Below are 12,680 nucleotides of genomic sequence, written 5' to 3'. Positions count from 1 at the left end.
ATGACAACACGCTCAACCATGCTACAACTCGGTTACTTAGGCCTGGTTCCATTTGTGTTTAGTTTAGGGCTGATTTTCACTGACATCTCACTCTTCAATTTAAGTGGTCAGAAATTTTTCATCGCATATAGCGCCGTTATATTAAGTTTTTTATCTGGCATCCTTTGGGGTAATGGCATTGAGCATTACTACCACCGCCTTAGCCGAAATGTATTAATTCTCAGCAACCTTTTTGTCTTACTGGCTTGGGGCGCATTACTGCAGGGCCACAAACATTACGCGGTCGCTACCCTACTCTTAGCAATTGGGTATCTTGCTGTTTGGTATGCAGAAAAGCTCGTGAGGAAAGTCGAACAAGACGCCGAGCCCAAGGGATATCAAGGAATGAGGAGCAAACTGACCTTCGGCGTAATCGTAATGCACGGATTGGCTTTAGTTTCATAACCTGGTCTGTCCAGTACTAAGATCACAAAAAAACGTCTTTTTATAAAACAATGTTCATTTCGTGAATGCACACATATTTTGAACACTGTTTTGTTTCATTTATGAATCAATCCACATATAAGTAATTCAAAGCATTCACAAAGGATATGAATATGTTTTTTCGCAAACTTTTGTTTAGCACTGCGATGATCAATGCAACGACAGGTTGCGTGTCTTACCAGGCACAACAAGCCGCCGCTCAAACAGTAAATAATACAGGTGCCGTGCTTACCAATGTGATTAAAACCACGATTGCTCAGCCATGTAATGTTGCAATCACTGCTGCTAGCTTGTTTTATCCGCATGCCATATTTATGACTAGTGTTCCGACTCAAGCATGTACAAGCGTTCTTAGATAATACGAGTGTGATAAGCATAAAAAATGGCGACTCTACCGTCGCCATTTTTAAGCATCAATGCTATTTACAGTTACAGCGTCAATAAGTAATTAACTAATTGATTGTACTCGTCGTAAGTACGAATTTCGTTGGCCAAAACAATGTATTTATTGTTCACAACCACACCCGGAACCCCTCTTAACGTGCTAGCAGAGAATTGCTTATCAAAACCTTTCTGCATTGAGTTTACGGCGAAACTGTTGTACGCCGCATCAAACTTCTTACCTTCTACGCCATTATCAACGAAGAGTTGTTTCAGCTCAGCTTCGTCTTTTGGCGCTTGTCGCTTTTGATGAATTTGGGCAAACATGGCAGGAATCATTGTATCTTCAACCCCAAGCGACACCATCGTCGCGTAGGACTTGGCCATCGGAATCGCCATATCTCCGCCCATGAACCCCACATGCACCTTTTCAAACTTTGCCTCTTTTGGCAGAGCAGGTTTTAAACGCTCAATAAGCGACTCAAACTTGTAGCAATGTGGGCAATAAAAAGAAAAGAATTCCGTCACAACAGGTTTCGATGCTTTCTTTACATCCAGAACTTTGTAGTGCTTCCCTTCTTCAAATTGCGCTGCATGAGCGGTAAAAGTCAGTAAAAGTGCACTACATAAGGCAAGTAGTTTTTTCATTGTTTATTTCCTTGTGGCATTCAAATGCCAAATCATTTCATTTGGTAAAAAGGGGTAAACCCCAAGTAATTTGAGATGAGGAATTAAACAATCGGAGGACGATAAAGCTTGGTGATCACTGTCACTACTTTTTCGACTAGAGGCCTATCAATCAAGGCAAGGCTATAAGGAAGAAGCAGTAAGTCGTTTTGAGATAAGTTGGCGGGAATTTTGACCATGCAGGAAGAGCTACAACTCGTGTGAGATTGTTGTGCCTTATTGATGGCTGACTCATCGTGATGTGATTCTACGCAGTCGTCATTGACGCCAAGTTGTTTGTGCAGAGCAGCCTGTTGAACAATAAGATCGCGTACTTCAATTGTTTTCATCGGAGCGGAAGCCTGCGCCACAGGAGCGACACTACTCAAAAGCATAGCAACTAAGCAAACTATCGCAGTCAACAATGTACGGTTAAACTTCAACATAGCTACATCAAGGAAAATGGTGATTTAAGATAATACATGATAACGGTTTGACTTCAAGATACGGACTCTCGGCTCGCTAACAAACTCTGTTCTTTGACTATTTTAGGCTAGTGAATTTTCTCTCTAACGCTCCCTCAGTACACGAAACCAGCACAACGAGCTATTCACCGTTCGGATACTCCCCTCATCAGATACCAGCAACAATTCGATAAAACTTGAAATCATTATGAAACACGAGTAATAGTTAGAACAGTTTTTGTACGAACAAGGAAAGATCAATGCTTAAAAAAAGATTCTTTAAGACAAAAGATGAAGTCGAAGTCACGTTCGAGCTAGATAAAGATCAGTGGGACTCTGTCCAAATTGCTGGAGACTTCAACAACTGGCAGCCAGAACCGATGAAATTAGTGAAGAAAAGTCGTCAGTTTAAATTTAAAACCCGCTTACCTAAAGCGCGGAATGTTCAGTTCCGTTACTTGCTCGATGACGCGAAGTGGGAAAATGACCCACAAGCTGATGCTTACGTTCCAAATGCATTTGGCAGCGACAACAGCGTCGTATGTACCACCGAATAAGCGGTAATTTCGCTTTAAGATTCCATACCTAGGCGCAAACGTTGCGCCTTTTTACATCTCTCGAAATGTGATTGGTGATTAGATTTAAATCATTAATTGGCAATTTTATCCAATTAACTCATCCGATAACCTTATTCTGAGAAAGCTTTATTTGAAATAATTCGTAAATTTGTTTAAGTTCCATTGATATTAAATATTGTATACATCACTTAAATGAACGCACAACAAATCAAACCATCTCTAATCATTGTGGAAGACGATCCCAAATTACAAACTATGTTGGGTGAGTATTTTGTTGAACAAGGTTTTCAGGTCAAATGTATCGACAATGGGACGGACGCACCCAATGCGATTATTGACACACAACCAGACGTGGTGCTGTTAGATTTGATGCTACCCGGGCAAGATGGTCTGAGTGTATGTCGTCAAATCCGAGAATGCTACAAAGGCAAAGTGTTGATGCTAACAGCAAGTGATGATGACTTCGATCATGTCGCCGCATTAGAAATAGGCGCAGATGACTTTGTTACTAAACCCATCAAACCTCGCGTATTACTTGCTCGTATTCGCATGCTATTAAGAAGAAAAGAGGCGGCGCCTACCGAGTCCGAAAACGGCCTACAAATTGGTGTTCTGTGTTTAAACCGATTGCGTAAATCGTGCGTAATGAACCAAGAAGAAATTGCGCTGACAGACGGCGAGTTCGATTTGTTGTGGGTTCTTGCTACGCATGCTGAAAAAACACTATCACGTGAGTGGCTGACCAAAACACTACGTGGTATTGAATACGATGGCACAGACCGCACCATTGATAATCGCATAGTGACACTGAGAAAGAAGCTAGGCGATGCTTCTTGCTCACCACAAAAAATCATTACCGTTCGCGGCAAAGGCTACCTATTTATGCCTGATGCATGGAATGAATAATGAGACGGATTTATCTGGAAAGCTTTGTTGGCCTTATCATTCTGTTTATGGCTAGCTTGTGGGGATACGAGTTCTTAGTTTATGAGATCAACACAGATTATGACTACCTATTACAAGAGCATGAGGGTCAAGCTTTTCACGATCTGATCTACCCTATCTATAAAGAACACGGATTAGAATATACTCAACAACAGTTGGAACAATTTGCCACATCAAGCCATCGTTTGTTGGTGCCTCATACGCTTGAAGAGCTTCCAACAGACATCAAAAAGGCGTTTGAAAGTGATACCTCCGTTAACGTCGCTTACGATGAAGAAAGGGATATCTGGTTCCGCCTAGATGCGAGCACGCCTATCTTTAAAATGAGCGATAATCCGAATAGCCCTGTGGTTAAAGCTGCCAACTTTGATGACAATATCGTTTGGTTGTTCTTTTTAGCTGGATTTGCTCTGTATTGCATATTGTTGATCTGGTTCTTAAGCCGTCGGATTCGAGAGCTAGAGAGAGTGACCGTTGAGTTTGCCTCAGGTAACTTCAAGGCTCGAGCTAGTACCTCAAGCGCTAAGTCTGTTGGGACGTTAAACAAAAGCTTTAACACGATGGCCGATAAAGTATCTCGCTTGATCACTAGCAATAAAATGCTAACTAACGCCGTTGCACATGAATTGCGTACCCCAATCTTCCGCTTACAATGGCAAGCAGATTTGTTATCGGATTCAACCTTAACTGAACAACAGAAAAAGTATGTTTACAGTATCGTCGAAGACATTGACGAGATGGAAGAAATGGTTGAAGAATTGCTTTACTACGCAAAGATGGAGCGTCCTGACACAGCATTACAAACTCAAGAAGAAGTCGTCCTATTCAACTTAGTCAAAGAATTACGACAGAGATGGCAAAAAGAGACTACGCTCGCTATCTCGCTTCAAGAAGTAAACTCAGAAAACGTTCTCGCGTTTGCTGACCCAAAATTGTTAAAGCGAGCCTTAGATAACTTGCTGCGCAATGCAATGCGGTACGCGGATAAGCAGATTTTAGTAGAGATAAAACACGATCAGCACCGCTGCTTCATCAATGTTCATGATGATGGCATAGGTATTGAAGAAAAGCATTGGCCTCATCTATTCGAACCATTTTACAGCGCGGATGAATCTCGCAACAAAAAGACGAGCGGGTTTGGGCTCGGTTTGGCGATTGTCAGACAGATAATGGAGCTTCAACGTGGAGAAGTTTCGATTTGCCATAGCCCACTTGGAGGAGCTTGCTTCACACTTAGCCTCAAAAAATCAGACAGTTAACTTAACCTTCCTACCCCGTTTACAGAAGACGACACTTCAATACACTCAAGCGACAGAGCCCAACAATAAAACAGTGTACATTTAATCCATAAGATTCACACACTAAATGGATAGTACTCATGTATAAATCTTTTATCCTGATTATGGCGCTTACTTCTACGCTTACAGCTTGCGCCTACAACCAAAAACCTGTCGTCGACATGACCAATGTCGACCCTAGTACATATGAACAAGACTTTCTTTACTGCCAAGGCTATGCAGAAAATGTCGACAAATCAGAGGCAGCGAAATCTGAAGCCACTAATGGGGCAGTTACAGGCGCATTGATCGGCGCAGCTGCTGGTGCGCTAGAAGACGGATTAGGTGGAGCGGCTGTCGGTGCTGCTGCCGGCGGTGCTGTAGGAGCTGGAGCTGGTGCTTTGAGTGGAACAAATGATTCAACCAAAACTCAATCTCTCGTATTGCGTAAATGTCTCCAGAACAAAGGCTATACCGTCTACGATCTTGATTAAATAAGCACTTTTCTTAAATTATCGCGCGATGGATTCTATTCACAAATGTTTCACGCTGTAACGATTAATCTCGTTACCTCTCTGGGATATGTGTTCCATCCCAATGCTTAAATAGTAAGGTCATATTTTGAAGCCAGGTAAAACAGGTATACGCCGTGTCATGGATGCGACCGGCTATTCATTTCAAGGATTGAAAGCCGCATGGACACACGAAGCCGCTTTTAGACAAGAATTGATTCTCGCCTTGGTGCTTTCCGTCTGTGCTTTTTTCCTTCCTGTCACCACATATGAAAGAGTGCTGATGATCAGTAGCCTGTTCTTGGTATTGATCGTCGAACTCATTAATTCCGCCGTAGAAGCGGTTGTCGACCGTGTTAGCGATGACTGGCACGAGCTCAGTGGTAGAGCCAAAGATATTGGCTCAGCAGCAGTATTTGTTGCGTTAACTCTTGCCCTTTTTATTTGGGCTTCGTTCTTGCTCTAATTTTTATTCAAGACACTCATTATGAAGACACATGATTTACAACAGAGAGGTATCTCTTACGTTACCTTTACTTTCCTGTTGGCGCTGTATTTCGCTCTCGTCGTAAATATCCCTATTTATAAAGAACTGATCGGCATCTTTACACACTTAGATAATGTCAAAATTGGATTTATTATCACAATACCAATTTTCTTTCTTGCCGCGCTCAATTTCCTTTTTAATTTATTTAGTTGGCCTTGGATCGGCAAGCCGTTCTTTATAATTTTAATTATTGTTTCAAGTATGGTGAGCTACGCAAGCTATAACTATGGCACACTTTTCGATTCTGGAATGATTGCCAATATTGTTGAAACCGATTCGAGCGAGGCGAGTTCTTACCTGAGTGCTCACTCTGTAATTTGGACGCTGATTATGGGAGTTATCCCAGCGATAATTGTCTTTAAGGTCAAGCTGCAATCTCAACGTCACCAATTACTGTACTTCTCTGTTACCAAATTAGTATCGATGCTGTCGTCGCTAGCTGTCATCGCCGTCATTGCCAGCGTGTACTATCAAGACTACGCATCTGTAGGGCGCAACAATAGCCACCTAAAAAAAATCATCATACCCACCCAGTTCGTTTACAGCGCGACCGGGTATGTGAAGGAGAAATATTTCACCACGCCAGAGCCATATCGAGAAATCGGCACAGATGCAAAGCAGTCAGATAGCGCCGTACAGCAAGCACAGCGCAAACCAACACTACTGGTTTTTGTCGTAGGAGAAACCGCTCGAACGCAGAACTACCAACTCAATGGCTATACACGAGAGACAAACCCTTATACTAGTAAATTGGATGTTATCTCATTTCAAGACGTCGCATCTTGTGGCACCGCGACTGCTGTATCTGTGCCTTGTATGTTTTCACAGCTCACGCGAAACGAGTTTGAACGCGCCAAAGCGGATAACCAGGACAATGCTCTCGATATAATGCAGCGCGCCGGGGTTGACCTCATTTGGAAAGAAAATGACGGTGGGGATAAAGAAGTAGCCCACAAGATCAAGAAAATCGAAGTTGATCGAAAGCAAGTAAGCCCTATGTGTAATGGCCAAACTTGTTACGACATGGCGCTATTAGATCATTTTGATCAGGAAGTCGCGGATATGCACGGTAACCGAGTGGTCGCCATGCACCTTATAGGAAGCCACGGTCCGACCTACTTTCAGCGTTACCCAAGAGACAACGCCTTCTTTAAACCAGACTGTCCACGTGCAGATATCGAAAACTGTAGCATCGAACAAATAGTGAACACATATGACAATACAATACGCTACACCGATCTTGTATTGGCAGAAACCATCAAAAAACTTAAAGCGTTAGAGTCTGAGTATAATACCGCGCTAATTTACATATCGGATCACGGTGAGTCACTAGGCGAAAACGGATTGTTCTTACATGGTATGCCTTATGGCCTTGCACCAGATTTCCAAAAACGCGTTCCTTTGATTATGTGGCTGTCTTCGGGCTTTAAACAAGCGAAGCAGATCAATACCGACTGTTTGTATAAACAAGCACAGAATGCAGGCCAATACTCACATGATAACGTGTTCCACTCTTTATTAGGCATTATGGATGTGCAAACTCAAGCCTACGATAGCAAGTTAGATATATTCAAAGCCTGCCGAGCCGTTTCCTAAATCATTCAATATAGCCTGGCTCAAAGTGTGAATCAGGCTTTTTCTAACAAGGTATTTAAACTCATCGCCGCGCCAAGCGTTATACTGACAGTCCGCGCTCCATACATCGAGATAAGGACTAGGATGAAAATTGGTATTATTGGTCTAGGGGATATCGCTCAGAAAGCATACCTTCCTGTTATCACTCAGCTTCCAAATATCGAACTTGTATTTTGTACCCGCAACCCAAACACACTTGAGAGCCTGGCTAAGCAGTATCGAATCTCAGAGATCTGCCAAGACTACCAGCAACTTCTGCACTTTGGCGTCGATGCCGTCATGATTCATGCGGCAACAAGCGTACACCCTCTAATAGCGGCATTTTTTCTGCAGCATGGAATTCCAACCTTTGTCGACAAACCATTAGCGAATAGTGCTGATGACGTAGAAAAGCTGTACGACATTGCCGAAAAAGAGAGACAGCCACTCTATGTGGGCTTTAACCGTCGTCACATTCCACTTTACAACCAACATATGCCACAAGTGCAGCAAGGCAACATATCTGACTTAAAGTCGCTACGCTGGGAAAAGAACCGTCACCAACTACCGGGGGATGTTCGTACCTTTATATTTGATGATTTTATTCACCCATTAGACAGCGTTAACGTCACAGCCAAAGCCGATCTAAAAGATGCTTATGTAACTCATCAACTTGAAGGTAGTCAGTTGGCGCGTTTAGATATTCAGTGGCAACATGGAGATACTTTGCTCCACGCCTCGATGAATCGCCACTTCGGTATCACTACAGAGCGCGTTCAAGCTTGTTATGCAAACAAGGCAGTTGAGTTCGACTCCTTCGTTGAAGGCAAACTATGGCAAGCTAACCAAGAGCAAAAAATCAATTTGAAAGACTGGACGCCAATGCTAACGAGTAAAGGTTTCCATTCGATGTTGCTCGACTGGTTTGGCGTCGTTGAGTCTGGAAATATTGCTAATGAAGTAGTAAAACGCAACATTGCCAGCCATCGATTGGCAGAGCAAATTTGTCAATATATCGAGAAAGTTGTCTCTAGATAATGCGATTCTTGGCTATATGCTTGATTGAGTATTACGCTCTATACTAAAAAGACTTGCCTTAGGGAAGGCATTCATTCTCTGTTAAGACTACAGCGATTATTCTATCAATCAGGTGAATGAGGGCACAAAAGCACACATCGACAAAACAGACGGTTTAGATTTGTTTTACGCTGCTCTCAGGTATCTGAATCATCACATTCAAGAATAAAGGAAATAGAATGAGAACACTTGGTAACATCATTTGGTTTGTATTTGGTGGCGTATTTATGGGGTTGCTATGGTGGTTTTTTGGTATTTTGGCCTTTATTAGCATCATCGGAATACCTTGGGGGCGTGCGTGTATCGTTATGGGTAATTTTTCCTTTTTCCCATTCGGTAAAGAGGCCATCTCACGCGATGAATTGACCAATGAAATGGACATTGGCACGAGTCCGCTCGGCGTTATTGGTAACGTCCTTTGGTTTGTATTTGCAGGCCTTTGGTTAGCTATCGGTCACGTACTTTCTGCAGCAGCATGCTTTGTCACCATAATCGGCATTCCGTTTGCGCTCCAACACCTCAAGCTAGCGGTTATTTCACTCGCACCAATTGGTAAAACGGTTGTATCGTCAGAAGAAGCTGCAATGGCTCGATACAACATCAATCGTTAGCAAAAAGCTAATGCGCTTTCTATCCTCTGGGCAGTCATGCTCAGAGGGTAACGCCCGTCAAAAGTAAGCCTATAATCGCTATCGCATATTCAATAATGGCTGATTGTATATTCATACCGTCACCTTTACGTTGAAGTTTATCCTAGCTCAGCACTGCTTTACTTTTATAATTAATCAATACACCCAAGTGAGTTCAAGATGCTAGACTCATAGCGTCGTCACTGATTCAAACTCCAAGAACGACGTAACGAAAAAGCGAGCTATCCTATGCTCGAAATATGGGTTCTTTCCCCCTCGAAGTAGAGTTCAACAACAAAAAAGACGAACTATAAGCATAGCCAAAATTAATGCTTTTCGACCTAAAATATCTCACATCAATCAAAGAAAGCTTCTAAGATTTTCTCTTTTTGAGTAAATATAGACAGTTACAGTAGCGAAATTCTTCTCGGTAAAAATCCCCACTCAATCTCATGATCAGTTTTTAAAAAAAACAACAAAAATTCGTTGTTATCTAGAGTAATTATTTTATTTGTCGCAGAGCAATTCCATCAATATCATTTGCGACATCGGAGTGCTAGAGCATTGAAATTTTTAGCATTTATCACAGGTATAGAACGTAAAAAACCTTTTATTACTTATTTTTCTTTTTTACATATGTTCTAACTCAACGTCTATTCAGACAGGAATATACCGTGGATAAATATCAAGCAGCTTATGCTAAACGTCTAGAGAAACTAAATGGGGATCCATCTCCTAAAACGATAGCCCGCCTTTCGGCTTGGGATGCGTTTTTTAACAAGGAGTACGAGCTCCAAGACTTGGAATACCAGCTATCGGACGCTGCGCACCAGCACTATGAACAGTCGCATGCGAAGAGCGACATTAGCTTCAAAGAATTCAAACGAGCGTTCTATAATGAATCCATCAAAATTTACAATTTAACTGATGGCGCTTCTATCCAGAAAGTATTCACCCCATTACTTTTGCTTACAACGCTCTGGATAGTGTTTGTATGCCTATTTAACAAGTGATCATCAAACTATTCCAACAACGATCAGTATGGGACTACAGGTATGGCTCTATGTAAGGGGGCTAATTGGCTCGGTCTCCTTCACTAAATTAGCGACTCAATTACCCGCAATTCCATAGGCTAAAAGTGACAAGGGCATCCGTTGATGCCCTTTTTATTCAAAGGAACGCAACCTAGACCTTTGGCCCACTTGGGTATAAAACCATTATGCGTTAAGCTGCACGCTATTATCCGATTGATAAAGAGTGGAGCGAAGTGATGGAAAAAGTAGGCTCTCGAGCATTGATTGTCGAAGGTGGAGCCATGCGAGGCGTATTTTCATGCGGCATACTCGATCATTTTCTTGCTAGCGAGTTCTCTCCATTTGATAGCTTTTGGGGAGTGTCTGCGGGTGCTAGCAACTTGGCTGCCTACTTAGCTAAAATGCCCGGACGTAACTTAAAAATCTACCTCGATTACAGCTTAAGAAAAGAATTTATCTCTCCATCTCAACTTCTACGTGGTGGTGATATGATGAACTTAGACTGGATGTGGAATGTCACCCTCGAAGAACTTGGCATCGATAAATCTGCGCTCAAAGCTGATTCACGACCTTTCTTTTTAGGCGTGACGCGTCAAGACAATGGGCAAGCGGAGTACCACCTTCCTGATATCGACAACTTGGCAGAAACAATGAAAGCCAGCAGCGCACTGCCTGTACTTTACCGAAATGGCGTATCACTGAACGGAATTCAATACGTTGATGGTGGCGTCTCAGACGCACTTCCTGTTGCAGAAGCAATAAAGCGAGGAGCCAAAAAGATTATGGTTTTACGCAGTCAGCCCGCAAGCTATCAAAAGCCAAGAGGAAAATTCAGCGCCCTAACTAGGAGGATGTTGAAAGAAACGCCCGGATTAATTGAACCTATGTTGACACGTGAAGTTCGCTACAATCAGACCTTAGCGCTGATCAACAACCCACCACCTGGTATCGAAATCATTCAAGTGTGTCCTCCTGAAACATTCAAGTTGAAACGGCTGAGTCGATCGCCAGCACCACTGCGTCATGCTTATGAGTTAGGAATTGAAGCAGGAAAGGAAGCCATCATACGATGGAGTCAGAAGTAGAAAAAAGCCACGTGGATTAAACGTGGCTAACGCAAATTCGATGGCAGTGGATTATCGTATTTGCTTCTGGTCGAGCCCAATATTCAGGCTCAAAACTGTTTTAATTTGCTCGCTAACTGAAAAAGCGAGTAGGCTGTCAAAACTAGTAAGTTTCAAATAACCCAGAGTTGTAGTCTTGGATAGCTTGTTCTATCTCTTCCATGCTATTCATGACAAAAGGGCCATAATGCACCACGGGTTCATTAATTGGCTCACCAATAAAGATCAGTGCACCACTCTCTTTTTCGGCCTGCAATTCAACCCATTCACCTTTCGATAAAATGGCCATTTCGCCTTGATTGATCTCACGACCTTTTAATTGAATACGACCTTTATAGACATAGAGCATCATGTTATTGTCTTGCTCCGTGTTCAAATTCAAAGCTTGACCACCCATCGCTCTCCAATCGGCTACCGTGGCAGCAACACCTGTCTCTGTTAGCGGCCCCTGAATTCGTTCGTTGTTTATAGTCATATGACCCGCAATCAAACGTACAACCCCCGTATTCGGAGTATCAAACTCAGTGATCGTTTCAGGTTGAAAGTCATGATATTGAGCTGGCTGCATCTTATTTTTCGCAGGCTGGTTAATCCAAATTTGGAAACCATGCAGTTCGCCTTCCTTCATAATAGGCATTTCGCTATGGATGACGCCTCTTCCTGCCGCCATCCACTGTGCACCACCGGAACGAAGCTCGCCAACATTATCCATATGATCACGATGCTGGAAATGACCTTTCAACATATAAGTAAGCGTCTCGATACCGCGGTGCGGATGCGGAGGGAAACCGCCGATATAGTCAGCGCGGTCTTCTGATTTGAGTTCATCCATCATCAAAAATGGAGAAAAGCTAGCATGATTGAAACCCGCTACACGGCGAATTTTCACTCCATCACCATCAGCAGTAGGTTGCGCAGGAATAAGCTGACGAATTTCTCTGAATGTACTCATACTAGTTCTCCTAGTTTATCTTTGTGACCGTTTGCAAATCGCATGTTCAATCTATGGCTATCGATAAGGTTCTATTTTAGGTTGATGAGCTAAAATTATGAGCCATACTATTCGTTCTACTTATTCAACTTTTTCGAACAATACAATTTATCGAGTTAATAATGAGCACATTTAATTTATCTAAAATAAATGTAGCTATTTTCTAAACAAGGTGTATAGTGTGCCTTGGCTCTTAGAAGAGAGCTGTTAATGCAACATTTAGTTTAAGTTTCCTCTCAGTAAAATCTTGAATCCCCAATTCAGACACCTGCGTACAACTTCCTCTTGATTGAACATTCAATAGCTTAGAAAAGATCCACAAAACAAATCATAATTTTAATGTTTAATTCAAAGGTAT

The 12,680-nt window shown here is 42.4% G+C and carries 15 protein-coding genes; 12 read left to right on the top strand and 3 right to left on the bottom strand.

Features of this window, described 5'->3' with window-relative positions:
- Together IQP38_RS19370 and IQP38_RS19365 are read left to right on the top strand one after the other, a co-directional pair.
- Positions 1–444 (top strand): DUF3429 domain-containing protein, encoded by a 444-nt coding sequence (locus IQP38_RS19370; RefSeq protein WP_064376220.1) that lies wholly within the window; start codon positions 1–3, stop codon positions 442–444.
- 152 nt (positions 445–596) lie between these two features.
- Positions 597–842 (top strand): hypothetical protein, encoded by a 246-nt coding sequence (locus IQP38_RS19365; protein WP_005373664.1) that lies wholly within the window; start codon positions 597–599, stop codon positions 840–842.
- A gap of 70 nt (positions 843–912) precedes the next feature.
- Here IQP38_RS19365 and IQP38_RS19360 read toward each other — a convergent pair whose 3' ends face one another.
- Positions 913–1,512, bottom strand: coding sequence for a thiol:disulfide interchange protein DsbA/DsbL (locus IQP38_RS19360; RefSeq protein WP_005373667.1), 600 nt, complete (start codon positions 1,510–1,512; stop codon positions 913–915).
- Positions 1,513–1,595: 83 nt separating this feature from the next.
- Positions 1,596–1,976: a hypothetical protein gene (locus IQP38_RS19355; RefSeq protein ID WP_005373669.1), complete on the bottom strand. Its 381-nt coding sequence runs from the start codon at positions 1,974–1,976 to the stop codon at positions 1,596–1,598.
- 278 nt (positions 1,977–2,254) lie between these two features.
- Here IQP38_RS19355 and IQP38_RS19350 point away from each other — a divergent pair, with 278 nt between their 5' ends.
- The 10 genes from IQP38_RS19350 (at position 2,255) to IQP38_RS19305 (ending at position 11,292) form a co-directional block, all read left to right on the top strand.
- Positions 2,255–2,551 (top strand): isoamylase early set domain-containing protein, encoded by a 297-nt coding sequence (locus tag IQP38_RS19350; protein WP_053349287.1) that lies wholly within the window; start codon positions 2,255–2,257, stop codon positions 2,549–2,551.
- A 213-nt stretch (positions 2,552–2,764) separates the two neighbouring features.
- Positions 2,765–3,478, top strand: coding sequence for a response regulator (locus IQP38_RS19345; protein ID WP_005373673.1), 714 nt, complete (start codon positions 2,765–2,767; stop codon positions 3,476–3,478).
- Positions 3,478–4,776: an ATP-binding protein gene (locus IQP38_RS19340; protein WP_005373675.1), complete on the top strand. Its 1,299-nt coding sequence runs from the start codon at positions 3,478–3,480 to the stop codon at positions 4,774–4,776. Before IQP38_RS19345 ends, IQP38_RS19340 begins: the two co-directional genes overlap by 1 nt.
- Positions 4,777–4,895: 119 nt before the next feature.
- Positions 4,896–5,288: a glycine zipper family protein gene (locus IQP38_RS19335; protein ID WP_005373677.1), complete on the top strand. Its 393-nt coding sequence runs from the start codon at positions 4,896–4,898 to the stop codon at positions 5,286–5,288.
- 127 nt (positions 5,289–5,415) lie between these two features.
- The gene (locus IQP38_RS19330) at positions 5,416–5,772 is read left to right on the top strand and encodes a diacylglycerol kinase (RefSeq protein ID WP_017635149.1); all 357 of its coding nucleotides are present in this window, start codon (positions 5,416–5,418) and stop codon (positions 5,770–5,772) included.
- A 21-nt stretch (positions 5,773–5,793) separates the two neighbouring features.
- Entirely contained in the window at positions 5,794–7,449 is a 1,656-nt protein-coding gene (locus tag IQP38_RS19325) for a phosphoethanolamine transferase (RefSeq protein ID WP_130546394.1), read from the top strand.
- Between the two features lie 123 nt (positions 7,450–7,572).
- Positions 7,573–8,505 carry a Gfo/Idh/MocA family protein gene (locus IQP38_RS19320; RefSeq protein WP_193837918.1) on the top strand — a complete coding sequence of 311 codons (933 nt, stop codon included), beginning with the start codon at positions 7,573–7,575 and terminating at the stop codon, positions 8,503–8,505.
- A gap of 218 nt (positions 8,506–8,723) precedes the next feature.
- Positions 8,724–9,155: a YccF domain-containing protein gene (locus IQP38_RS19315; protein ID WP_005373685.1), complete on the top strand. Its 432-nt coding sequence runs from the start codon at positions 8,724–8,726 to the stop codon at positions 9,153–9,155.
- Positions 9,156–9,847: 692 nt separating this feature from the next.
- Positions 9,848–10,186, top strand: a complete 339-nt coding sequence (locus tag IQP38_RS19310; RefSeq protein WP_017635147.1) for a hypothetical protein — start codon at positions 9,848–9,850, stop codon at positions 10,184–10,186.
- A 257-nt stretch (positions 10,187–10,443) separates the two neighbouring features.
- Complete coding sequence (locus IQP38_RS19305) at positions 10,444–11,292, top strand: patatin-like phospholipase family protein (RefSeq protein WP_053349290.1); 849 nt, start codon at positions 10,444–10,446, stop codon at positions 11,290–11,292.
- Positions 11,293–11,434: 142 nt separating this feature from the next.
- Here IQP38_RS19305 and IQP38_RS19300 read toward each other — a convergent pair whose 3' ends face one another.
- Positions 11,435–12,283, bottom strand: coding sequence for a pirin family protein (locus IQP38_RS19300; protein WP_064369375.1), 849 nt, complete (start codon positions 12,281–12,283; stop codon positions 11,435–11,437).
- Positions 12,284–12,680 lie beyond the last annotated feature (397 nt).

It is taken from the genome of Vibrio sp. OPT41, from assembly GCF_015163595.1.
In the GTDB taxonomy this organism is placed as follows: Bacteria; Pseudomonadota; Gammaproteobacteria; order Enterobacterales; family Vibrionaceae; genus Vibrio; species Vibrio alginolyticus.
The sequence above is the reverse complement of the archived record's forward strand: the minus strand, read 5'-3'. Positions and strand labels throughout refer to the sequence as shown.